The organism is Nitratireductor sp. OM-1 (assembly GCF_003296175.1).
In the GTDB taxonomy this organism is placed as follows: domain Bacteria; phylum Pseudomonadota; class Alphaproteobacteria; order Rhizobiales; family Rhizobiaceae; genus Nitratireductor; species Nitratireductor aquimarinus.
This window is the reverse complement of the sequence record NZ_CP029209.1, coordinates 128,274-151,999: the sequence shown is the minus strand read 5'-3', so window position 1 is coordinate 151,999 and position 23,726 is coordinate 128,274. Positions and strand designations below refer to the sequence as shown.

General features: G+C 59.1%; 20 protein-coding genes and 3 pseudogenes. 10 read left to right on the top strand and 13 right to left on the bottom strand.

Annotation, left to right across the window (positions count from 1 at the left end):
* Positions 1-11 precede the first annotated feature (11 nt).
* Genes DEJ54_RS19875 through DEJ54_RS19860 form a run of 4 tightly spaced genes read right to left on the bottom strand, consistent with a single transcriptional unit; the run spans position 12 to position 5,715 of the window.
* Complete coding sequence (locus tag DEJ54_RS19875; protein ID WP_113156516.1) at positions 12-1,472, bottom strand: mannitol dehydrogenase family protein; 1,461 nt, start codon at positions 1,470-1,472, stop codon at positions 12-14.
* 3 nt (positions 1,473-1,475) lie between these two features.
* On the bottom strand, positions 1,476-3,854 hold the full coding sequence (locus tag DEJ54_RS19870) for a TIM-barrel domain-containing protein (RefSeq protein ID WP_113156515.1): 2,379 nt from the start codon (positions 3,852-3,854) through the stop codon (positions 1,476-1,478).
* 10 nt (positions 3,855-3,864) lie between these two features.
* Positions 3,865-5,169 (bottom strand): TRAP transporter large permease, encoded by a 1,305-nt coding sequence (locus DEJ54_RS19865; protein WP_113156514.1) that lies wholly within the window; start codon positions 5,167-5,169, stop codon positions 3,865-3,867.
* A 9-nt stretch (positions 5,170-5,178) separates the two neighbouring features.
* On the bottom strand, positions 5,179-5,715 hold the full coding sequence (locus tag DEJ54_RS19860; RefSeq protein WP_206545155.1) for a TRAP transporter small permease: 537 nt from the start codon (positions 5,713-5,715) through the stop codon (positions 5,179-5,181).
* A 213-nt stretch (positions 5,716-5,928) separates the two neighbouring features.
* Between DEJ54_RS19860 and DEJ54_RS19855 the strand changes: the two genes are divergently transcribed.
* Genes DEJ54_RS19855 through DEJ54_RS19845 form a run of 3 tightly spaced genes read left to right on the top strand, consistent with a single transcriptional unit; the run spans position 5,929 to position 9,476 of the window.
* Positions 5,929-6,900, top strand: a complete 972-nt coding sequence (locus DEJ54_RS19855) for a TRAP transporter substrate-binding protein (protein ID WP_245447866.1) — start codon at positions 5,929-5,931, stop codon at positions 6,898-6,900.
* A gap of 27 nt (positions 6,901-6,927) precedes the next feature.
* On the top strand, positions 6,928-8,733 hold the full coding sequence (locus tag DEJ54_RS19850; protein ID WP_113156512.1) for a glycoside hydrolase family 2 protein: 1,806 nt from the start codon (positions 6,928-6,930) through the stop codon (positions 8,731-8,733).
* Between the two features lie 2 nt (positions 8,734-8,735).
* Positions 8,736-9,476, top strand: a complete 741-nt coding sequence (locus DEJ54_RS19845) for an FCD domain-containing protein (RefSeq protein ID WP_113156511.1) — start codon at positions 8,736-8,738, stop codon at positions 9,474-9,476.
* Between the two features lie 407 nt (positions 9,477-9,883).
* Here DEJ54_RS19845 and DEJ54_RS19840 read toward each other — a convergent pair.
* Positions 9,884-10,980 (bottom strand): annotated as a pseudogene (locus DEJ54_RS19840) (IS3 family transposase); the annotation flags it as partial.
* 55 nt (positions 10,981-11,035) lie between these two features.
* On the opposite strand from DEJ54_RS19840, the pseudogene DEJ54_RS23560 reads away from it, so the two are divergent.
* Positions 11,036-11,287 (top strand): annotated as a pseudogene (locus DEJ54_RS23560) (TetR/AcrR family transcriptional regulator); the annotation flags it as partial.
* An 8-nt stretch (positions 11,288-11,295) separates the two neighbouring features.
* Here DEJ54_RS23560 and DEJ54_RS19830 read toward each other — a convergent pair.
* Positions 11,296-12,237, bottom strand: coding sequence for a GlxA family transcriptional regulator (locus DEJ54_RS19830; protein WP_113156510.1), 942 nt, complete (start codon positions 12,235-12,237; stop codon positions 11,296-11,298).
* A gap of 121 nt (positions 12,238-12,358) precedes the next feature.
* Between DEJ54_RS19830 and DEJ54_RS19825 the strand changes: the two genes are divergently transcribed.
* Positions 12,359-13,156: a DJ-1/PfpI family protein gene (locus DEJ54_RS19825; protein ID WP_245447841.1), complete on the top strand. Its 798-nt coding sequence runs from the start codon at positions 12,359-12,361 to the stop codon at positions 13,154-13,156.
* 163 nt (positions 13,157-13,319) lie between these two features.
* On the opposite strand, the gene DEJ54_RS19820 is transcribed toward DEJ54_RS19825, so the two are convergent.
* Both DEJ54_RS19820 and DEJ54_RS19815 read right to left on the bottom strand, forming a co-directional pair.
* On the bottom strand, positions 13,320-14,564 hold the full coding sequence (locus tag DEJ54_RS19820) for a glycosyltransferase (RefSeq protein ID WP_113157099.1): 1,245 nt from the start codon (positions 14,562-14,564) through the stop codon (positions 13,320-13,322).
* 10 nt (positions 14,565-14,574) lie between these two features.
* Positions 14,575-15,456: an RNA polymerase sigma-70 factor gene (locus DEJ54_RS19815; protein ID WP_113157098.1), complete on the bottom strand. Its 882-nt coding sequence runs from the start codon at positions 15,454-15,456 to the stop codon at positions 14,575-14,577.
* A gap of 301 nt (positions 15,457-15,757) precedes the next feature.
* Between DEJ54_RS19815 and DEJ54_RS23765 the strand changes: the two genes are divergently transcribed.
* Positions 15,758-15,940 (top strand): carboxymuconolactone decarboxylase family protein, encoded by a 183-nt coding sequence (locus tag DEJ54_RS23765; RefSeq protein ID WP_113156508.1) that lies wholly within the window; start codon positions 15,758-15,760, stop codon positions 15,938-15,940.
* Between the two features lie 2 nt (positions 15,941-15,942).
* Positions 15,943-16,341, top strand: coding sequence for a hypothetical protein (locus tag DEJ54_RS19805; RefSeq protein WP_113156507.1), 399 nt, complete (start codon positions 15,943-15,945; stop codon positions 16,339-16,341).
* 46 nt (positions 16,342-16,387) lie between these two features.
* Here DEJ54_RS19805 and DEJ54_RS19800 read toward each other — a convergent pair.
* A pseudogene (locus DEJ54_RS19800) lies at positions 16,388-16,855 on the bottom strand (NADH-quinone oxidoreductase subunit B family protein); the annotation flags it as partial.
* A gap of 159 nt (positions 16,856-17,014) precedes the next feature.
* Here DEJ54_RS19800 and DEJ54_RS19795 point away from each other — a divergent pair.
* Positions 17,015-17,647: a TetR/AcrR family transcriptional regulator gene (locus DEJ54_RS19795; protein ID WP_162742399.1), complete on the top strand. Its 633-nt coding sequence runs from the start codon at positions 17,015-17,017 to the stop codon at positions 17,645-17,647.
* A 145-nt stretch (positions 17,648-17,792) separates the two neighbouring features.
* Entirely contained in the window at positions 17,793-18,422 is a 630-nt protein-coding gene (locus DEJ54_RS19790; RefSeq protein WP_113156504.1) for an NAD(P)H-dependent oxidoreductase, read from the top strand.
* 295 nt (positions 18,423-18,717) lie between these two features.
* Here the strand turns inward: DEJ54_RS19790 and DEJ54_RS19785 are convergent, their stop codons facing one another.
* Entirely contained in the window at positions 18,718-19,164 is a 447-nt protein-coding gene (locus DEJ54_RS19785) for a helix-turn-helix domain-containing protein (protein ID WP_113156503.1), read from the bottom strand.
* Positions 19,165-19,260: 96 nt separating this feature from the next.
* On the opposite strand from DEJ54_RS19785, the gene DEJ54_RS19780 reads away from it, so the two are divergent.
* Entirely contained in the window at positions 19,261-20,496 is a 1,236-nt protein-coding gene (locus DEJ54_RS19780) for an MFS transporter (protein ID WP_245447839.1), read from the top strand.
* Positions 20,497-20,562: 66 nt separating this feature from the next.
* On the opposite strand, the gene cml is transcribed toward DEJ54_RS19780, so the two are convergent.
* The 3 genes from cml to DEJ54_RS19765 form a co-directional block, all read right to left on the bottom strand.
* Positions 20,563-21,777: a CmlA/FloR family chloramphenicol efflux MFS transporter gene (gene cml, locus DEJ54_RS19775; protein ID WP_113156502.1), complete on the bottom strand. Its 1,215-nt coding sequence runs from the start codon at positions 21,775-21,777 to the stop codon at positions 20,563-20,565.
* A 273-nt stretch (positions 21,778-22,050) separates the two neighbouring features.
* Positions 22,051-22,602, bottom strand: coding sequence for a maleylpyruvate isomerase (locus DEJ54_RS19770; protein ID WP_113156501.1), 552 nt, complete (start codon positions 22,600-22,602; stop codon positions 22,051-22,053).
* Positions 22,599-23,699: a cupin domain-containing protein gene (locus DEJ54_RS19765; RefSeq protein WP_371686003.1), complete on the bottom strand. Its 1,101-nt coding sequence runs from the start codon at positions 23,697-23,699 to the stop codon at positions 22,599-22,601. Before DEJ54_RS19765 ends, DEJ54_RS19770 begins: the two co-directional genes overlap by 4 nt.
* Positions 23,700-23,726: the final 27 nt, after the last annotated feature.

The following is a 23,726-nucleotide window of genomic DNA, read 5'->3' as shown; positions in this document are numbered from 1 at the left end:
TTCTACCCGTTTTACCCGTTGGCCAGATCGTGTCTGTCGCAAGCCGCGCCGATGGCAGCGCGGACACCTGTTCCGCGAAGGGCGCGGTAGGCTTCATGGATCGCCTGTCTGAAACGTGGATCTTTCGCCAGTGGCTGCGGGAAAACCGCCTCCACGCCGAGAAGAGCGTCGACATAGGCCGCGCCGTCTTCACCGCCAGCGATTTCCAGGAGACGCCCGGCAAGCGGATCTGAAAGCGACAGCGCTTCGCCTGTTTCGCTTTTGCCGCGCAGATAGGCCATCCAGCCGGCAACGCCGAGCGCCGACAGAGGCCATTGCGCGCCTGTTTGCAGGTGCGCGGCGATGGGCGCGAGAAGACGCTGCGGCAGCTTTTGGCTGCCGTCCATGGCGATCTGCTGCGTGCGATGGCCAAGGCGCGAATTGGAGAAACGCTGCATCAACGCCTTCGCATAAGCGTCAAGATCTACATCGGCAGGCACCGACAGGGTCGGTGCCTGCTCCTGCAGCATCAGCATCTGTGCAGCACGGCCGAACACGGGGTCCGCCATGCAGTCGGCCACGGTCTCGTGCCCGGCAAGCGCACCGAGATAGGCGAGAAAGGAATGGCTGCCATTGAGCATGCGCAGCTTCATTTCCTCATAGGGCCGCACATCCTCGACCAGCATCGCACCGGCCGCAGCAAAATCGGGATGGGCGGCAGAAAAACTGTTTTCAATCACCCACTGGCGGAAGGGCTCGCAAACGATGCCCATCGCGTTCTCATCCCCGGCAGCTTTCGTCACCAGTTCCCGCCCCGCAGCGTCGAGCGCCGGCACGATGCGATCCACCATGGTGGAGGGGAATGCGACATTGCCGACGATCCAGTCCGCCAGATCGTTCTCGACCGCCCCGGCGTAGGCAATGACGGCTGCGCGCAGGGCCGTCCCGTTTTCCGGAAGGTTATCGCAGGCCATCAGAGTCAGCCCGCCAGCTCCCGCCTCGCGCCTGCGCCGCAGACCTTCCACCAGAACACCAATTGCCGAACGCGGGGCGCGCGCATTCTCCAGATCGACGCTGATGGCTGGATTGCTCCGGTCAAGCTGTCCGTTGCGCAGGCAATAGCCCTTCTCGGTGATGGTGAGCGTCACGAGGCAGAGCGCCGCGCTGGCGATCAGGTCCGGCACCGCGTCTACACCGTCGCGCTGCGGGTTCAACGTACCCACGACACAACCGATGGTGCGTGCGCGCATAGCTGTGTCATCGGCCTCGATAACCAGATATTCGCGGCCCTGCGCGTCGAGTTCGCTGAGTTCGTCGGCGCCGGAATTGAGACGCGCGACCACCGCACCGAAGTCACCGCCCGCCGTGTCCAGCGCGTCGTCAAGATAGCGCAGCGTGTGCGCCCGCGAGAACGCGCCAAAGCCGATATGAAGCACACGCGGCTTCAGCTTCGAACGGTCGTAGGCGTAGCGTTCACGAACGATTTCGGCCATGCGTCAGTCTTTCTCCAGATAGTCGCCCGGGGCGAACGGTCTGCCATTGACCGCAAGTGGGCGCGTCTCGCCCGCGGGCAATGTTATGCGCAGCCTGTCATAATGGGGCTCGAAAGCACCTTCGCTGCTTATGGAAAGCGCGATCTGCGCCCCGGTGCATTTCAGCCGATAGGTGCTGATACGGAAGGCGTTTTGCGCCGCGTCGATGCCAATACCGTCATCCTCATATTCGCAGCTTTCGCCTTCCCCCTCGCCCCTCGACGGAAAAACAGCCAGCGTTCGCGCCGTGTCGCTGGCGGCGTCGGCGCGGTCGACGGCATCGCCGAGCGGAAGAACGCATCCGGCGCGCACGAAGAGCGGCATGCTTTCCAGTGTTACGGGAATGGTGATTTCCTGCCCGCCCGCATGCCAGTTTCCGGTCCAGAAATCCCACCAGCCAGCGCCATTGTCCGGCAGGTAGATGCAGCGTTCGCACGCGCCCGGCTCTACCACGCCTGCAACGAGAAGATCGCGTCCGAGCATGAAATCGGACGTCTCCTCAAAGCAGCGTGCATCGTGTTCATGGTCGAGAAAGGTTGGCCGGATGATCGGTTCGCGCAATGCCACCGCCGCACGCAACAGCGTGTAAAGATAAGGCAAAAGCCGATAGCGAAAACGGATCGCCGCGCGAATGAGCGGTGTAACCTCAGGGTACATCCACGGCTCGTTGACGGTGCCATCGTCATTCCACGAATGGATCGTGAAACGCGGATGGAAGATGCCGTTCTGGACCCAGCGCACGAACAGTTCGGGTTCGGGCCGCGGGCCGGCAAAACCGCCCACATCGTGACCGATATTGTAGAACCCGCTAAGGCTCATGCCGAGTCCCATGGAGATATTGTAGCGCAGCGTCTCCCAGGATGTGTAATTGTCACCCGACCAGGTCTGCGCGTAACGCTGCAGGCCCGGCGCGCCGGCCCGGCAAATAAGATAGGGGCGCTCGTGCGGCCTGTCTTCAAGCTGGGCCTCGAAAGAAGCGCGCGTCATCAGAAGTGAAAAGAGCGGGCGGATCAGACCGACCGGTATCGGTTCGCCAAAACCGTGGCAGCGCGCTTCATCGTCCCAGATTTCGTATTCGTTGTTGTCGTTCCAGGTGCATTCGATGCCCTGGTCGAGCAGTTTTGTGGTGACGTTTTCCTTCCACCAGTCGATGGTCGCCGGGTTGGTGAAATCGAGATGCGAGCCCTCGTCGTCCCAGAAGCTGGAGCGCTCCGGCGCATCGCTTTCGCTGTCGCGGATGAACAGTCCGCGGGCGGCGACATCCTCGTAAAGCGGGTGATCCTGAAGAAGACACGGCTTGATGTTGGCCGCCAAGTGCATGCCCGCATCGCGGAAATGTTTCGAAAGCCGTTTCGGCTCGGGCACGCGGTCATGATTCCAGTTGAACACGTAGCGCTTGTGACCAATGGCCGTGTAGCCGGATGACATCTGGAAACTATCGCAGGGGATCTCGTGTTCAGCGCACAGGTCCACGAACCCCTGAAGCTGCTCCTGCGCATTCCCGGCATCCGTATAGGACATGGTCGACCCGGAATAGCCAAGCGTCCAGCGCGGCGGAAACGCCGTGCCGCCTGTCAGCCAGTTCTGCGTCTTGACCACGTCGAGGACGGTCGGTGCCCAGCTAAAATAGAAATCCAGATCGCCATCAAGAGCGCGGTAGGCGCGGAAGCGACCATGGTAATTGTCGTACTCATTGCCAATGTCGAACCAGCTGCCCGCCAGATTGTCATAGAACAGACCGTAGGAACCGGCTTCCGGCGTGCGTGTCACTGTAAAGGGCAGAACCTTGTAAAGCGGATCCGTGCTCTTGGCATCATAGCCCATGGCATCGAGATTGCGCATCTCGAAACGGCGTCCATTGCGCTTCAGGTCACCCGCCTTCTCGCCGAGGCCGTAGACGAGATCTTCCGGCCGGTAGGCCAGGAAATGCGCGTTGCGACTGTCACGCACACCGGCCATGTAGGCGCTGGTGGCGCGATCGGCAGCAAGCGGGCGATAACCGCCCGCCCCGTCGCTCGCCTCCCACTCCAGCGCCAGCGGCCGGCGAATGGTCAGGCGCAGTTGCGGCGTGGTGAGAACCAGACTTGTTCCGCGCTCCTCGAAAACGAAGCCCGGACAAGTGAAACCGGAGAGATCATCGCGTCTGCGCCCTTCCCACGGGGCCTTGCCCCCGGGCGCGATGCTCCAGCTCCGGTCGAGCCGCCAGACGCCATCGCGTTTGAGCGAAATCCTGAACAGCGCCTCTTCCAGCACATCGACCCTGAAGTGATGCCGGCCATCGACAAGAAGCGTCAGGCCGGTTTCACTCCGTTCGATGAAGGACCAGTTTTTCAGCGTCTTCATCTTTGCGAGCTCAATAATTCAGAAGCAGACGCGGCAGCCACAGGCTGAGCGCGGGAATGTAGGTAACGGCGAGCAGCAGGGCGAAAAGCACGGCATAGAAGGGCAGAAGAGGCCGCAGCACCGAGGCGATCGACGTCTTGCCGACGGAGCAGCCGACGAAAAGCGCCGAACCGACCGGCGGCGTACAGATGCCGATGCACAGGTTGAAGGTCATCATCACACCGAAATGCACCGGGTCCATGCCGAGATCCTTCACCACCGGCAGGAAGATCGGCGTGAAGATCAACAGTGCCGGCGTCATGTCCATGAAGGTTCCGATGACGAGCAGAGCCAGGTTGATGATGAGCAGAATGACGATCGGGTTCTCCGACAGCGCCAGAAGCGCATCCGAGATCATGTAGGGAATGTCGGCAAAGGCCATGGCCTTGGACATGGCAATCGACGCGCCAATCATCAAAAGGACGATCGAGGTGGTGACGGCCGCCTCGATGAGCACGGACGGCAGGTCGCGAATGGTGATTTCACGATACCAGAACAGCGCCAGGAACAGCGTGTAGACGACCGCGATGGCGGACGCTTCCGTTGCGGTGAAGATGCCGGCGATGATGCCGCCCATGACGATCACGATAAGGCCGAGCGGCGGCAGCGCGCGCAACCCCGTATCGACGACTTCGCGCCAAGACGACCGCTCGGCCACCGGATACCCCCGCCGCTTGGCGATGATGCCGGCAACCAGCATCAGGGAAAGGCCCATCAGAATGCCGGGCACATAGCCGGCCACGAAGAGAGCGGCGATCGACGTGCCGCCGGTGATCAGCGAATAGACGATGAAGGTCGCGCTTGGCGGAATCAGAAGGCCGGTCGGGCAGGAGGCGATGTTCACCGCCGCCGAAAACGACTTGTCATAACCCTCCTTCTCCTGCAGCGGCGCCATGACGCCGCCCACGGCGGCAGCCGACGCGACGGCGGAGCCGGAGATCGAACCGAACATCATGTTGGCCAGAACATTGCAGTGTGCCAGCGCGCCGGGCAGCCGCCCGCCCAGCACCTTGGCGAAATCGATGAGTCGCATGGCAATGCCGCCGCGATTCATGATGTGCCCCGCCAGGATAAAGAAGGGGATGGCAAGAAGCGTGAAACTGTCTAGACCCGAGGCGATCTGCTGGGCGACGATGAAGACCGACTGGTTGAAGGTCATGAACGTCATGAACGTCACCACAGACGCAAGGCCGATGGCAAAGGCAATGGGCACGCCCAGCACCATGAAGAAGGCGAAGGAACCGAACAGGACGATGGCGTTGAAATAGTCTTCCATGATCGTCTCCTAGTCGCCCATCAGCGGGGCAACGTCGTGCCCCATCAGGATGTCGCGCGCCGACAGCCCGCAATAGAACAGCATGACCAGGCCGGAGAACGGTATGGCGCCATAGACGTAGCCCATCTGCACCCGCAGCACCGGCGAAACCTGCCCCGTCTGCAGCACACCCAGGAGAAGCTGCCCGCCGCCATAGACCATGACCAGCCCCGCGAAGGCGGCAACCATGCCGACGATCACCAGGCGCAGGTTGCGCTCCGCAGCGCCCTTCAGACTGAGCGGCAGAAGGTCGATGGCGAGATGCCGTTTCAGGCCAAGCGTGTAAGCCCCGCCGATCAGCGCCAGCCACATGAACAGAAACCGCGCCAGTTCGTCGGTCACCGTGCTTGGTGTACCGAACACGTAGCGGCTGACCACCTGCCAGACCACACAGACGACCAGAACGGCAAAGATGATGCCGATGATCGCGCGCAGCGATGCGTCGATGACACGGTGCATCCGTTCCAGGCCACCAGTCCTGGCCGGCCTTCCAGCGGACTCGTTCATGAATCCTCCCCGACAGTTTCGGCGCCTCGGCGGCGCATTTCCGGTCAGGATTCCCTGTTTTGCAAAATTGGTCAACCAAATTTCAGTTATGCATTGACTTTTGGTCGCCCAATTTGGAAAGTTTGCGACCAGGGAGAACTATTGGCGCACCATTTTGCCGGCTGCTCCCTTGCGTACCTAATTTCAACAGGGAGGGTTTCCTCGATGAAGAAGATGTCCGCTATCGGCGCGCTTGCTGGTGCAATCGCCATGCTCATGGCCGGGACCGCTTATGCCAAGACGCTCAAGCTCAACCACAACAACCCGGACGACCATCCGCTCCACAAGAGCATGGAGTTCATGGGCGACCGGGTCGAAGAACTGACCGACGGCGAGATCAAGATCCGGGTCTACGCCAACGCCCAGCTCGGCACCCAGCGCGAATCCATGGAGCTCGTGCAGAACGGCCAGCTCGACATGGCCAAGTCCAATGCCAGCGAGCTCGAGGCTTTCGAGGACTCCTACAGCGCGCTGAACCTGCCCTACATCTTCAGGGATGAAGATCATCTCTTCGACGTTCTGCTCGGCGAGATCGGCGACGAGGTTTTGATGGCGTCGCGCGACAAGGGTTTCATCGGCCTGACCTACTACACCGAGGGCGCGCGCTCCTTCTACGCCAACAAGCCGGTCAAGACGCCGGCCGACCTGAAGGGAATGAAGGTTCGCGTCCAGCCGAGCCCGTCGGCGATCCGCATGGTCGAGCTCCTTGGCGGCAACCCGACCCCGATCAGCTGGGGCGAGCTCTACAGCGCGCTGCAGCAGGGCGTCGTCGACGGTGCGGAAAACAACCCGACCGCGCTCACGAGCGCCCGGCACGGCGAAGTCTCCAAGCACTTCTCCTTCGACGAGCACACCATGATCCCGTCGATTGTCGTGATCTCCACCAAGGTCTGGGACGAACTGAGCGAAGAGCAGCAGAAGGCGCTCAAGCAGGCTGCGACCGAATCCGCCCAGTTCCACCGCGAACAGTGGAACAAGGCCAGCGAAGCCTCCATCGAGCAGGCCAAGAAGGAGCTCAATGTCGAGTTCCACGAGGTCGACAAGGCTGCCTTCGCAGAAGCCGTCGCGCCGATGCACGAGGAAACCGCCGCGAAGTCCGAGAAGGTCTCCGACCTGATCGACCGCATCAAGGCTGCCGGCGAATAAGCCACACCCGACCGACGGAGAAAAGACGTGCTCGAGCGATCTCACCTGGCCGAAAACGCGCTGACAGCGCTGCATGACGAGGACTATGACGTCCCCTTCAATACGCAATCGCTGAACCACACCACCATGATCTTCACCGGTGGGCGGCAGGCGCGCTCGCTCGACGGCGCGTATAATTTCTGCGTCGATCTCCTCGACACGGGGCTGCGGCAGAAATGGTTTTCCATGCTGCCGCAGCCGCAGGAGGAAAAAACCGAGCCCTGGGATTACGATCCCTATGAGGGCGAGACGGTTCCGGTTCCATCATGCTGGGCAATGCTCAAGGATAAGTGGTACTTCTTTGAGGGCAGCGCCTGGTACACGCGCCCGCTCGACATGGAAGAGCTGAGCGCCGATCGCCGTTACTTCCTGCGCGTCGGCGCGGCACAATACGATTGCAAGGTGTTCCTCAACGGCGAATTCCTCGGCAATCATTACGGTGGGTCGACACCCTTTTTCCTGGAACTGACCGATCATCTGCGCGAAGGCCGCAACTGGCTGATGTTCTGCGTCAACAACACCCGTACGCTGGACCGCGTACCGATGCGCAACACCGACTGGTTCAACTATGGCGGCATCTACCGCGAAGTGGAGCTCTACGAAACGCCGAAGACCGTCATTCGCGACCTGTTCGTGCGCCTTGCCGGCGACACGGGTTACGAACGCATCGAGGTGTCGGGCGACGTCGATGGCAACGCCCAAAGCGCGCGGCTGACCATTCCCGCACTCGGCATTGATGCGACCCTGCCAATTCAGGATAGCCGTTTCCACGCGCTTCTCGACGCCCGACCGGAACTCTGGTCGCCCGCCTCGCCCCGTCTCTACGATGTCACGCTGGAAGCGGGCGGTGACCTCGTCCAGGACCGTGTGGGCTTCCGGCGCATCGAGCGCAGCGGAACCGACATCCTGCTCAACGGAAAGCCGGTTTTCCTGCGCGGCATCTCCGTACACGAAGATGATCTGAAGCACGGCAAGGTGACGGGTGAGGACGACCTGCGCCGCCGTTTCGAACATGCGCGTGAACTGGGCTGCAACTATCTGCGCCTTGCGCATTATCCCCATCACGAGCGCGCGGCACAGATGGCCGACGAGCTCGGCTTCATGCTCTGGGAGGAAATCCCTGTCTACTGGGCAATCGATTTCGAGAACCCGGCAACCTTCAAGGATGCGCAGAACCAACTTCTCGAACTGATCAAGCGCGACCGCAACCGCGCCAGCGTGATCATCTGGTCGGTCGGCAATGAGAACCCCGACACCGATGCGCGGCTGTCCTTCATGCGCCGGCTCGCCGAGACCGCCAAGGAGGCAGATCCGACGCGCCTCACTTCCGCGGCCTGCCTCATCAATCACGCCAGGCGCAAGATCGAGGATCGCCTCGCCGACCACATCGACGTGATCGGCATCAACGAATATTACGGCTGGTACGATGAGAACATCGACGACCTGGAAGTGATCGGCCGCAACTCCGCGCCCGACCGTCCGGTTGTCATTTCCGAGACAGGTGCCGATGCTGCCATCGGCGAAGGGGCGCCGAAGAAAGGCTTCTTCAGCGAAAGCTACATGGCTGACGTCTATCGCGACCAGATCGCGATGCTGCGTCGCCTTCCCTATGTGAAGGGCATATCCCCGTGGATACTCTATGATTTCCGCATTGAGCGCCGGCAGAATATCTATCAGGCTGGCTTCAACCGGAAAGGGCTGATCCACGCGGACAAGGAAACGCGCAAGGAGGCGTTTTCCATTCTGGCGGCCTGGTATCATGAGCTGGCAGCCGGAGAACGCGAGGAGGACTAGAAATGGCTGCAACGGCCAAACGACGCTATCAGGATGTGGCCGAAGCACTGAAGCAGGACATCGTCGCGCGCGGCTGTGCGGTGGGCGACCGCCTGCGGACGGAACGCCAGATTTCCGAAGACATGGGCGTCAGCCGTTCCGTCGTCCGTGAAGCCGTCATCATGCTTGAGATCGAAGGGCTGGTGGAGGTACGCAAGGGCTCCGGCATCTATCTGGCGCGCCTGCCCCATGCGTGCCCTAATGAAACGGCGGTCGACTTTGGCCCCTTTGAACTGCTGCAAGCGCGCCAGCTATTGGAAAGCAGCATCGCAGCGCTTGCCGCCGTCACCGTCACCAAGGCGGACATCATGCAGATGCGTCAGGCGCTCGCTTTAGAGAACAAGGCCATTGAAGCTGGCGACGACGATTATTCTGGTGATGAACTTTTTCATCGACTGATTGCCGAAGCTACCCAGAACGCCGTTCTCGTCGACATGGTCGAGGAGCTGTGGCGCAAACGCGCGCAAAGCCGGATGTGGGCGCGGCTACACAATCGAATTTTCGATAAGACCTACCGTTCCAACTGGCTGTCGGATCACCACGCGATCCTGAATGCCCTGCAGATGAAGGATGCACCGGCGGCGCGTCAGGCAATGTGGCAGCATCTGGAGAACGTCCGCCTCACTCTTATGGCGCTCTCTGACGTCGATGATCCTGAATTCGACGGCTATCTCTTCTCCTCAGAGGCCATCGCCCCGGCATAGGGCCAGACTGCGCTGTGAATAGCCCCGAGTTTCGTGGACGCCCTACATAACCCGAAAGGTTGGGGTTGGGTCGGTCACGGCAAGCCGTGCGATATGACAGAGGGCTAGCTGACAAGTTTTTGTGGGATCATCCCCGCCCTGAAGATACGGAACGGTATCAGCTAGGCTGCCAAAGCCATAGTTGGGGATTCTAGCTGGATCGCCCTCGACCGGGCTTTGCAATCCTGGTCATCGCCATCCAGTCGGGTGCTTGCGTCGACCCTGGCGAGGGTAATCACTGTCGCATGTCTATTGGCCAATCGTATCCCATCTTTAGATGACTTTAACATGCCTGTAGCGAGGGTGGTCAGCCCCACCTTGGTGGCCCAATCTGATTGTTGGTGCATGATTGGCCTCTGGTCCATCTGGACGATGGTTTCCGGAGCCGGAGGGCGGTAGCCCAGAGCACTGTGTGGTCTTTTCGTATTGTAGTGTTTCCTCCATTCTTCGATCAGGACTTGGGCCTCGCGCAGGCTGTAGAAGGTTTCGCCGTTCAGGAACTCGTCCCGGAAGCGCGCATTGAAGCTTTCGCAGTATCCGTTCTCCCATGGGCTGCCCGGTTCGATGTAAGCTGTCTTGGCGCCAACAGCTTTGATCCAGTCCTGCACCGCCTGAGCAACGAATTCTGGACCGTTGTCCGAACGAATGAACGACGGGATACCGCGCAGGATGAACAGGTCGCTTAAGGCATCAATGACACTGCCTGAGTTCAGTTTACGATCCACACGGATGGCCAGACATTCTCGGCTGTATTCGTCGATGATGTTCAGCGTCCGGAACGCCGTTCCATCGTCAGTGCGGCAATGCACGAAGTCATATGACCAAACATGATTGCGATGCTCAGGGCGAAGCCGAACACACGATCCGTCATTGAGCCAGAGCCGCCCTTTCTTTGGTTGTTTCATCGGCACTTTAAGCCCCTCGCGTCGCCACAGTCTCTCGACCCGCTTGTCATTCACATGCCAGCCAGCATATCTCAGCAGTGCCGCGATCCGACGATAGCCGTAGCGTCCATATTGCCGGGCCAGTTCGATCATATCGGCCACCAACAGATCTTCATCAGGACGACCGACAGGCATCTTACGCTGCGTGGATCGATGTTGCCTCAGAACGCGGCAAGCGCGGCGTTCCGAGACATTCAGATCAGCACGAACACGATCAATGCAAGCACGGCGACGTGAAGGGCTTAGAAGTTTCCCTTTGCTGCCTCCGCCAGGATCAGCTTGTCCAGTGTCAGATCAGAAACGGCCTTGCGCAATCGTTCGTTCTCTTTTTGTAGGCGCTTCAGTTCCCTCAACTGGTCTGTGCCCATTCCGCCGTACTTCTTCTTCCAGCGATAGAACGTCTGTTCAGTCACGCCAATCTGTCGGATAGCATCCAGACGCGGCATGCCTTGCCCCATCAGAACCTCAACCTGCCGTAACTTCGTGACAATCTCTTCAGGCGCTGGTCGCTTGTTTGCCATGTGTTTCCTCCGTTTTCCTAAACATAGCGGAGGACCACTTCAGTGGGGGAGGCTCATTGCCGGCTCGCCTGATCTAGAGGCAGTGAAATGCGGCTATCAATTTGGGTTCATCGAAAAATGCCGGAATGCCCTGATCCCTTTCACTGGACGAAGGGGTATACTGCCAGCCAGTTCAGGGGGATGCTTGGTGCTTCTGAAGCCTTGTCCCATACCGCCGCTACCAGGGAAGATCACTACGGAACAGGCGAAAGCCGAGATGTATGAGATCATCGCGGCAATGGTCGGAAGAAGCCATAAACCAAGTTGATGTCTTCTTCAGTAAACCCGGCGGAGCGATTGTGGAGTTACACCAAAACTGCGCAGGAAAGATTGCCGCATTCGGTCTGTCGATCCATAGCCTGTCTCACGGGCAATATGGGCAAGCGAATGTGTCCCGCGTTCCACCCACTCCCTCGCAGTTTCAAGTCGGATTTGCTCGACTGCGCGTGCAGGCGTGACCCCCGTTTCACTAAGGAACGTGCGCGAAAAATGCCGCGGGCTCATAGCGACCCTTTCAGCTAGGCTCTCAACGGAGTGCCTGGCGCCGATATTCTCTCGTATCCAACCTAGCAGATCCGAGAACCGGCCGCTCGCTTCTCCTTTCTCAAGCAAGGCGGAGAATTGCGATTGGCCACCGGGGCGCCGATAATAGATGACCAGTTCCTGAGCGATCTGGCGGGCAACCGAAGCACCATGATCTTCAGCGACGATAGCCATAGCTAAATCCATGCCAGCGCTAACCCCCGCCGAGGTCCAAATCGCTCCGTCGCGAACCCAGATCCGATCGGCTTCAACAGTCACATCGGGGTAACGTTGCGCCAACACGCTTGCATAGCGCCAGTGTGTCGTGACGCGCTTCCCACGCAAGCATCCTGCATGCGCCAAGATGAACGCACCAGTGCACACGCTTCCTGTGCGCTGACCGCTTTCGAAGTGACGAATAAGAGACCCCGTGGTCTGATCATCGATCTGCGCGGTGACAGCTCCTAGACCACCGCATACGAGGACCGTATCGAACGCGCCAGCGGTGAAAAAGCTCTGAGTTTGAAGCGTTGCCCCGCCTGAACTCGTTACGCCGCCGCCCTCTGCTGACAACAATTCGATCCGATACTCGGGCTTTCCCGGATCGCTCGCCGCTGACTCCAACACTGCCATCGGCCCGGCGGCATCGAGCAATTGATAATCCGGAAGCAGAAGAATTCCGACACGATGAACCATGGCCGTATTTAGCGGAACTATGTCATTGCTGCCAAGAGAGGTCACCACGAAAATTGGGCCCGGCAAGGAAATACCAACTGGTTTATGAGGACAGCGAATGTTGCACCGGAGAGAGATACTGATGGGGTTGGCCTATGGCACCCTTTTTAGGACTGAGTTTGTGCGATCAGCCAAGGCCACCGACGGACGAAGAAATGACTGGCAAAACGATTTCGCCAACTTGCCTGGCGTCAAGCTCATGGGTGACGAAGATATTGGTATGCTCCTTTATCCTGGTTTCACAGCGCTGGACTTGGTTGGTCCGTACCACTTTTTTGCTGGGATGATGGGCGCACGCGTCCATCTGGTTTCCAATCAGGCGGACCTTCGTCCCGTCAAAAGCGACATGGGCTTGGCTGTGGAGCCGACCGTCACGCTGGCGGATTGCCCGAAGGCTCTAACGATCATATTTACCCCTGGCGGCACCGACGGTACGCTTGCCGCAGCACGAGATCCTGCAACAATTGACTTCCTCCGCGACCGCGCATCACGTGCGCAGTTCATTACCAGCGTTTGTACGGGCGCGCTCCTTCTTGGAACCGCTGGGTTACTTCAGGGCAAGCGCGCGACCACACACTGGTCTGTCCTTCCTCTCCTCAGCCAATTCGGTGCTGAGCCTGTCGATGCACGTGTCGTTCAAGATGGCGACCTGATCACGGGTGCCGGCGTATCTGCCGGGCTGGATTTCGGCCTGTCGATCGTTGCTCGTTTGCGAGGTCAGCCCTATGCGGCCGCATCGATGCTCACGGCAGAGTATCATCCGGAACCACCCTTCGAAGGTGGAACCCTTTCAACGACTCCCAGGGAAGTCTCTGAACCTATGACGGCACTGTTCGCTCCTTTCGTTCAGGAGGCGAGTAAACTGCGCTCCACGAACTGAAGGGTCGCGGAGATCATCAACAAGCTCGTTGATCAAATACGCTAAAGTTGATCACACCCGGAGCCGACGGGCGGGGCTTCTCTGCCGGTCGCCCCTGGGAAAACCCTCAGGCACCTGACTAGCCTTCCCTTGCTAACAGGCAAGCAACAGGGCCAGTCCATCCCTAAAGCGTTTCGGCCAAACGCTCTTCGATAAAGGAGATGGCATTTCCGACACCATCCTCTTTCTGTATTTCGTGGGCAATGACTGACGCCCGCATCCGCATTTTCTCGTCGTCCATGGCTCGGAGCGTAGCGGCGAGAACATCGGCAGTGATGTTTCTTTTGTTGATCGGTTTTGGCCCGACACCCAGCCTGACAATGCGGCGCGCCCAAAAGGGTTGGTCGCCGAGAAACGGGCAGACAGCCGTCGGCTTTCCCGCACGCAGCGCCGCACCTGTGGTGCCCGCTCCGCCGTGATGGAGCGTCGAGTGGACGAGCGGAAAGAGCTGGTCATGCGGTGCACCCGCAATCACATGGATATCGACAGACTTAGCGGCCTTGCCGAGGGCCCCTCCAGCTGTTGCGATGAGCCCCCGTTTGCCCGCCTGCCGCAGACCGGCAATGACGATGTCGGTCAAACGCTCGGGGTCAGTCCCCGGCATGCTGCCGAAGCCGACATAAACCGGTGCGTCGCCGGCCTTGAGAAACGCTGCAAGTTCGGCATCCGGGCGCCAGTCGAGCATATCCAGGAACCAGTAACCGGTCACCGCAACATCCCCTCCCCAATCGGAAGGCTTTGGGATCACTTGCGGACTATAGCCATAGAGCGTTCCGGCAAGCGGCGCAGCTTTACCTCGAGGAGAGAGCGAGAGTGACTCGCTACGCCACTGTCGTACTGCCTTCGAGAAAATGAAACCACCGCCGTGGATCATCAGCCCATGACTCAGGCGATTCAGCGGGCCAAGCGACGCGAAGGGCAGAATCGGCGTCGGGAACGCAGCGGTGGGCGTAAAGCCGGGCAAGGGAGATGCAAGAAACAGCGGCACGTTGAGCTTTGCGGCGATGTGGGGAGCACCAAGGGCTTTGGGATGATGCAATATCGCATCGGGGTCAAAGGCGCGCGCCGCTTCCCACTCGGCATCGAGCAAGCCTCGCATGAGGTGCCTGTAGTGCTTGATCAACTTGAAGCCTGCTCCAAAGCCGGTACCCGAGCCGCCGATAACCTTCTTGGTTTCAGGGCTCTCCAACAATGCGAGAAACTCTTCCGGCAGCGGCGCGAAACCCACACCTTGAGCCTCGATTACGTCGGAGAACTGGGCCGGCGCCACGAGAAGGACCTGGTGACCGCGCGCCATCAGCCCTCGCGCCAGCGCAAGATAGGGCTGAACATCGCCGCGAGTGCCAAGCGTATGAATGGAAAAGCGCATCGCCATCTCTTCACCCGGTCGGAGGCTGGCGTGTCTGCTCACAGTCAGACAGCTTGTCCGGATTGAGTACGCGCATGATCGACAGTATTCGCAGGCCATTTGTCGCGAACGAAGTGACGGCATGAATACGGTCGTCCACTCTGCCGATCATGCCGGCCTGCCCGTTGACCTCCAATAGTTCCAAGGCAAAGTTCTGCGGTAGCTTTGCCAGCACCCCGACTTCCATGCGCGCGATCCTGTCTGCACCCACGACGGGGCGAAGCGCCGCCCAGGTCTTCCCACCGCCATCGCTAACAAAAACCGCATCCTGCGCCAGCAGTTCCGCAATACGGTCAGCGTCGCGCTCTTGCACGGCCTGCACATATCGCGCTACGAGCTGACTGTGTGCGACGCTCGAAACCTCGAACCGCGGCTTGTCCTGCCTTACACGCTGACGCGCGCGATGTACGAGTTGACGGCAAGCCGCCTCGCTCTTGCCTAGTGCGATTGCGACGTCTGAATAGCCGCAGTCGAAAACATCGTGCATCAAAAACCCCACCCGCTCCTCAGCCGACAATCTTTGCAAGACGACCAGAAGAGCCATGGATAGATCAGAGGCGAGTTCCGATGTGTGAGCGGGTGATTGCTCGACAGAGAGCAAGGGTTCGGGCAACCAGGGACCGACATATCTCTGGCGCTCCGCTTGCATAGCTCGCAGCCGGTCAAGGCAAAGCCGCGACAACACGGTGACAAGCCACGCCTCAGCAGAACGAATTTCTTCTGGCCCGGCTTGGTGCCAGCGCAAGAACGCCTCCTGCACGACATCCTCGGCCTCCAATCGGGACCCAAGCATGCGGTAAGCGAGGCCAAACAGTCGCGGCCTCAGCCTTTCAATTTCCGTGTTGTCCTGCATGTCGGCCTTCCGCTTAAAAATCGCGCCCAAGGGAATAGACGTGGCCGGCTGGGGGGCTGTGACAGGCAACCGCGATTTTTGCAGCAAGAACGAATATATTAGTGTGCAGCTGTCACAACAGCGTGGCGCGTCCGCCTTTGTAGATAGCGCCATTGGGCAAGCAATAAGCCCAATGGCTCGAAACTAACGAGGGAGTCCTGCCGTGGAACCCAAGTTGAAATTTCTACATGGAAGACCTGAACTGATACACGCCCAGATGGACTCACAGTAGGTCTTCGACAATTGCAGGCTCGAGAACGGGCTGCCTCATCTGGTGAATCTGCGCATCGCGCAGATCAATGGCTGCTTCTACTGCATCGAGATGCACAGCAGGGACGCCCTGCAGCTATGGCTAGCTCATCGAAACCGGCAACTCTGCGCCTACCGATGCCATGGCACCAACGGTCGACGACAAGGACCAGAATTCATCCATTGGACACTGTAAACATGGCTACCAGTCTCCTCAATCTCGAAGTAACGACTCTCCTGATCTGCGGATTCTACAATTTAGGATTCGCGGCCTTTCATGCTGCTTTCTGGAGCCTATTTGAATGGCCTGCCAGGCTGCGACCTTCCGGGACGATCAACGCCGCCATCACCCAGACACTCAACATCGTTCTGACGTATTGCTTCCTAGTATATGGTGGGGCGCTTGCTTGGGCCGCCGTGGGATCTATCGATCCGCATCCATTCATATTGATTTCCGGCGCAGGATTCTGGCTTCTTCGCACCGTCTTGCAACCGGTTTTGTTCTCCATGCGAGATCGCCGATCCGTAGGCATGACGATCATCTTCCTGGCAGGATCTGCAATTCATGTCGCCGGGGTAATTCTAGTGGTGAGTTAAGAACAAACGGTGCCGGAACATATAGCATTGGCAACCCTAAGCGCCTTTACCTTTCGATCGTGCCCGTCCTCCGGATCTTTTTCTGGAGCAGGAGAACGCCATAGAGCAACGCTTCTGCGGTTGGTGGACAGCCTGGCACATACACATCAACCGGAAGCAACCGATCCGCACCTCTGACCACTGCGTAACTGTAGTGATAATAGCCGCCCCCATTCGCACACGAGCCCATCGAAATCACATAACGAGGTTCAGGCATCTGATCGTAGATCTTGCGCAGCGCTGGCGCCATCTTGTTGGTTACCGTACCGGCAATGATCATGACATCAGCCTGCCGTGGCGATGCTCGCGGAGCAAACCCAAAACGCTCCGCGTCATAGCGAGGCATGGCGAAATGCATCATTTCGACGCCGCAGCAGGCCAGCCCAAACTGGTTCCACATCAGCGAGCCAGTCCTTGCCCACTGAACAAGAGCGTCTAACTTAGTAATCAACCACCTTCGATCACTGAGTTCACTGATGAAATTTTCTGTCGGCGGCGCGCGCACGGCCTTCTCCCTTAACGCTCTCCATCTCATGGCTTGGCACGCTCACATACTCACTTGCACGACCTTGCGGGCACGCGCATACTGAACGTCGACTCGAAATAGACTATGCACAAAAATGTACGACGTTCAATGAAAAGAGACAACCAAGCCGACAGCGCACCAAGCCGTCGAATCCGCAAGCAGAAACAAATGCGGCAAAAGCTGACCGCCGTGGCAATGGAGTTGTTCGAAGCCCACGGCTACGACAGCGTAACGATGGAACAGATCGCAAACAGCGCAGATGTCGCAAAGGGCACGCTCTACAACCATTTCCCAATCAAGGAAGCCTTGATTGCGGCATGGGTTCATGAGGAGATCGAGCATAGTCGGGAGAAACTGCTCACTGAGGTCAGAACGCATCGACGGTTCAGAAGTCGAATTCTGGTGTTTCTGGCGGCCTCACGGGGGTGGTGCGAGGCAAACAAAGCCTATCTGCCAGCCTATCTTCGATACCGACTTCTGGATCTGGGAGCCACTGTACCGGGCGGTGGGATGCACACACTGGATGGAGTGGGTTGGACTTTTGCAGAGCTCATAGATGAAGCTCAAAACGATGGCGAACTACGCGATGACCTCCCTGCGGAACAACTGGCTGAGTTTCTGGCACACATGTATCTTGGCGTTCTGCTGCGATGGCTGTCCGGCAAGACGCCTGACCTGAACGCCGAGTTCGAGACCATGCTGAACCTGTTTCTGGAAGGAACAGTCGTCGGCGGTCGGTAGGCCAAGAGCACCTCATAGTCCTAATCCACCTGATGTGCGCCCTCGCCTTGTACATATCGCCACCCAACCGCGACGGTATTGACGTGCATCCGAGGGTGCTTCTTGCGTGTCCGCCGCAGATCCCCTTTGCAAAGGAAAACTCCAAATGCACATCTTCTCTCTCCTGGCGCATCCTCGATCGAACAGCTTTTGTCACTCAATTTCTGCAACTGCGCGCTCCGCACTACAGGCCGCAGGACACACCATTGAGCATCACGATCTTTATGCTGAAAAGTTCGATCCGTGTCTGTCGCCCGATGAGGCTTATACGATCGGTGACACATTCGAAGATGTATTGGCTCGTGCTGCCGATCCTCTAATTCAACGACATCGTGAAGGGGTTGGCAGAGCTCAAGGACTGCTGGTCGTGCATCCAAATTGGTGGGGAAAGCCACCGGCCATACTTGCCGGCTGGCTGGATCGCATATTGGTGCCCGGTGTCGCCTATCGACTGCAATCTGCTGCTGGTTTGCCAGAGGGGCTCTTGGCGATGAAGAGTGCATTGATAATCAACACGTCAGATACAGAAGCCGAACGTGAGGCCAATGATCTCGGTGACCCGCTCGAGCTCATCTGGGGCAAATGCGTTCTGCCCTATTGCGGGGTCGAGGACTACAGGCGGCTAATTTTTCGACCGGTGAACGGAAGTTCGGCTGAAGTCCGTGCAACATGGTTGGAGCAAACGCGTGCGAACTGCCGCGCTAGCTTCTGCAAGAAGGTCCGTCAAAGCACGTGACCACCTGCGGCCTCAGTGGCTTGTCCTGCAATCCATGACGGCACGTTACTGAGCAGGAACAACACCGCATCGGCGATGTCGTCTGGGTTGTCTAAACAGTGCAAGGGTAGTGGGTAGGATCTCCCGTTCAAGCCGAACATCGAAGTAACAGGCAGGGCAAACGATCCCCTTTTTTGGAGCCGTTGCGGTCATACGCGTTCGTCTCCGCCAGCGCTTCGAACAGCGGTGTTGATGAGTTCCGCCTTGCGGAATCCGGGATGCTTAGCGAGCCGGAGGATCCATCAAAGTCAAAGGCCTAGATCATTTTTGAGACCAGAGTATCGGGCCAGTCAAGCGAGCGCCCATCGAATGCATGCAGTTGGAGGCGCGCTACTGGGCGCCGCCTCTCGGCATCAATGAGCCAGGAACGTTGCTCCCCTTCCCGATAGAGGTGCTCTTCCCCCCATTGACGAAGGGCGACAATGACAAGGAACAGACCCCGTCCCTTCTCTGTCAAGACATATTCCTTGTACGCGCTGCCATCGGATGCCGGCACAAGCTCAAGGATGCCCAGCTTCACGAACTCTTGCAGACGGCTTGCCAGCATGCCTTTGGCGATCCCGAGATTCTGCTGAATTTCGCTAAAGCGTCGAAGCCCGTCGAACGCATCGCGGATGATGAGCAACGACCACCAGTCACCAATTGCATCCAACGCCCGCGCAACCGGACATTCCGCTTCCCGAAAACTCTTGCGCTTCATGATGGCACTCCTCTCATCACTCGGATGGTTCTAAATTAGAACTGGATTTCGCTTCTGCCAAGTGGTCTCATTATAGGACCAAAAAGAATGCGAGGCGTGATGACCACTGGAACCCAATCCGCAGACAACATATGCCTTGCCAGTACAGGTACACAGCGCGCGCGGGAAAGAACCAACCTGTCCCGGCTCTCGCTTTCTCTGTTCGCTGTCACATGCGGCGTCAGCGTCGCGAATATCTATTATGCCCAGCCATTGCTGGATGCGATTGCGGCATCCTTCGCAATCGAGCCAGGGCGCATCGGTATCGTCGTAACCCTTACTCATGTGGGTTATGTCCTGGGCCTTCTGTTTCTTGTACCGCTTGGGGATATGCTTGATCGCAGAAAACTGATTATCGGACAGACACTCCTCTCGACCGGAGCTCTTGCAATTGTTGGCACAGCTCCAACGGCCACGATCTTTCTCATCGGCATGATCGCGGTCGGCCTGCTTAGCGTCGTCGTCCAGTCTCTGGTGGCCTTGACCGCAACGCTGGCCTCACCGCACGAGCGCGGGCAGTCTGTGGGCTTTGTAACGGCTGGGGTGATCACTGGTATTCTCGGAGCCCGATTCATCTCGGGCGCGCTGGCGGATATGGGCGGCTGGCGTCTCGTCTATCTGGTGTCAGCGGGGCTCATGCTCTGCCTCTCCCTGCTCCTCATGCGGGTTCTCCCAAGGCACGTCCAGCGTGCTCACTCGGAGAACTATCTCGCAATCCTGAGGTCGATGCCCGGACTTTTTCTCCGCGACCCGTTGTTGAGAAGCCGCGCCATTCTGGCCTTCCTTGTCTTCGCCAGCTTCAGCACGCTCTGGACAGCGATGGTTCTGCCCTTGAGCGCGCAATCACTGTCACACACACAGATCGGGCTCTTCGGTTTTGCGGGGCTCGCCGGCGCGCTGGCAGCGAGCGGCGCCGGGCGGCTGGCCGACCGTGGATTGAGGAACTGGACAACTGTGGCAGCGCTTGTGCTTCTCACTGTGTCATGGCTTCCAATCAGTCTCTTGTCGTCGTCCCTGGTCCTGCTGGCTCTGGGCGTTGTGCTTCTGGACCTTACGGTGCAGGCTGTTCACGTTACCAACCAGAGCCTCATCTTTGCCGCCCATGCCGGCTCGCACAGTCGGCTGGTGGGCGGCTATATGGCATTCTATTCCCTTGGCAGCGCGGTCGGCGCCATCGCTTCCACCACCATTTACGAGGCGTTCGGCTGGACGGCCGTGTCGATGCTCGGTGCCGGGTTCAGCCTCACGGCACTTGTATTCCTGGGGATGTCACGCGTGTTGTCACCCGATGCATGAAGACGAATGAGGTCGGGTGGCGGCACCCAGCAAAACGGGTGCCGCTGAGTGTCTGATCTATACCGGTCAGGACTCCTTCACCTGTGATTCAGCGTCACGCCGAACCCAAAGCAGGAACAGACCAGCAGAGACAAGAACCGCCATTGTTGCTGCGTAGCAAATCACCGGCCAAGCCGTATCACCATTCAACACCGCGACAACCAGCGTGCCAAACACACTGACGATGAGGCTTTGAACGCAGAAGTAGAACGCGACCGCCGAGCCGGCGATATCGTCGAACTCGGCAAGCGCCCCGTTTGCAGTGACCGACACCGTAAAGACGATCCCCACGGCGACAACCCACATCGGTACGATGAAACTGGCGAAGGATGGCGGCGCGAAGATCTGACCTATTCCCAGAAGAAGCGATCCGGCCGCGAGCAAAGCCATGCCCCGCGCAACACATCCCGCGACACCCCATGTCTCGATGAAGCGCCTTGCAAACCGGGTCGTCGCGATCATGACGAGCGCAACACTTGAAAAGACAAGACTGAAGGAAAGCTCGGAATAGCCGGCTTGACCGATAAGAACCCGGGGTGCTGTCGAAAAGAACACGAAGAAACTCCCCATGCCTGCACTGAACCCCAGCGTATAGACCCAGAAGGGCAGACTGCGGAGTATGGGCATGGCCGAACGCCGTATTTGAGCCTGATCGTTGGGCCGTGTTTCCTGCCATCGCCAAGCCGCCTGGAACGTGGCGAGCAGCGCCAACAAGCCAAGCGTGATGAAGATTGCCCGCCAGCCGAACTGCCTGTCGATAAGCGCTCCGGCAATGGGGCCAATCGCCGGCACAAAGGCCAGCATTGAACTCAAGAGGCCATAGATTACGGCTCCCTCCGGCTTCTGGGCATAGACATCGCGAACTGTGGCGAACATCGCCACAAGCATGGCCGAAGCCCCAATCGCCTGCGCTGCACGGAGCGCGACGAAGACGAGCGCAGTCTCCGCCAATGCCGCAACGAATGAGGCGAAAACGAAAACCACGGCACCGGCCAACAAGACCGGCCGTCGACCAATGCGGTCGGAAATCGGACCGAAGATCACCTGCCCGAGACCGAGCATAACCATGTAAAGGCTCAAGGTGAGCTGGATGATGGCTGGGGTCGTCTTCAGGATCGCCGGCATGGCCGGCACGATGGGAAGATAGATATCCATTGCCAAAGAGGCCAGAATATCGAAAGGCGCCAACAGCAACAGTGCCGCCGGCAGCGTAAGAGCCCACCGAGGGTGTTTTATAGTCATGAGAATATACCGCTCTTTCAGGAGATGAAGGGCGGCGGCAGCTCGTCAGTGTTTCCAGATTTTAGGTTTGACCAGCGCCGCAACAACAAGAATGTCGTTGCGGCTTATCTATCTGCTGACTTGGAGCTTTCCATTACGAACACCAGTTAATCAGATTTTGGCTGGTTCCATAACGGATGTTTCTGAATACCGCAATTGGCTTCGCAGCTTTGAGCAGGGGCCAGATCCCAGATAAGGCATCAGAAACATCATAGCGCAGTGCGCATTGCCTTCTCACGACCAGGGTGAACGATCACGCCCAAGCACTCCGCTATTCTCCAAATCCGCAGCAGCCTGCCACAGGGTAGTGGCCCGGTGATGCGGAATATCCGCAATCGTCCATGACTGGCCGGCTTCATTCTCCAATGCAATCCCCCAATCTTCCCCTCGGAGATCGCGAAGCACCACATTCAGATGTATCTGCGAATGTGCGAACAGATTGCGCAGCGCGCGTGGCGGCAGGGAGGCCGTAACGTCAACCGCTGACCGGGCAACGCTCCAGGCATTGTCGCCCGACGCATTCCCGCCGCGCTGGAGGGCCGCTAGCGCGGTACTCATGCGGCGCGCCTGAAGGCCGACTATCGCCACGATATGGGCACGGGTCGACCATCGCGGTACTGTCTCATACAGCGCTGCATCCGGCAGGTCATTGAGTATGCGCGCGAAATTGGCGGTGCCGCGGCGCATGAGGTCGAGCGCTTCCGCGGGAGCCTCCGGCGCATCGTAGCGCGCGCCAGCCCCCTGACGCTCGCGCAGTTCGCGCCTGCGAAGATCGAGATCGCTCACGCCTCACGGCCTCCGATAAAGGTCCTTGCGAAATCGAGCCGCTCGATGATGGGCGCATCCGAAAAGCGGAAAAGATCGAACTCGCTCTCAGCTTCCAGAGACCACGCGACCCAGGACGGAACGACGAAAAGATCGCCTTTCTCAAGCCTGTGAGCCTTACCGTTTAGGACGACACTCCCCCGTCCCTCGAATACCTGGAAAACGCTGGAGCCCACTTCCTGCCGATCCGGTGTTTTTGTCCCCGCGCGCAGCCGGTGAAACTCGCAGCGAATGGTGGACATGACGTCGCCGCCGGTTGTCGGATTGACGAAGCGGACAGCCGCGTGCCCCGGCTCCGCTGTCGCTGGCTGCCCCTCCTCCTCCAGAAGCAATTGCTCGGTCAGCGCCCGGTCCGTGTACTCCCAGCGATAAGCCCCAATCGGCGAACTGACCGTATCGCGCAATCCCGAAAGCGGGCGTAGTCCCGGATGTGCCCAAAGCCGCTCCGAACGTGAGAAGCGCGGTGTCGCATAGTCGGTGACGCGATCTGAACCGAACTCGAAAAAGCCCACGTCGTTCTGTTGGCAGAACGGGATATCGAGCCCGTCGATCCATGCCATCGGATGATCCGTATCGTTGTGATGCCCATGAAAGTGCCAGCCGGGCGTGAGCAACAGGTCGCCGCGGCTCATCCGCACCGGGTCACCATTAACGACCGTCCACACCCCCTCGCCCTCGACCACGAAACGAAAGGCGTTTTGCGAATGACGATGTTCAGGTGCGGTCTCGCGTGGCCCCAGATACTGGATCGCCGCCCAAAGGGTGGGCGCGACATAGGCGTTGCCGCCCAGGCCGGGATTGGCCAGTCCCAACGCCCGGCGCTCGCCGCCGCGACCGACCGGCACAAGTTCGCCCGATCGTTCGGCCATCGGCAGTATATCGGCCCACCTCCAGACATGCGGCACTGCTTTGGGTTGCGGTGTGAACGGCATCAGGTCGTCGCGCTGGGTCCACAACGGCATGATATGCTCGCGCTCGAACGCCGCATAGAGATCACGCAGTTCCGCCGATTCTTCCGGCTGTCCCGTTCCTTCAGGCAGGGCGTCCTTGAGGTCCATATCGTGCATGGGAGGGTCCTTTGATAC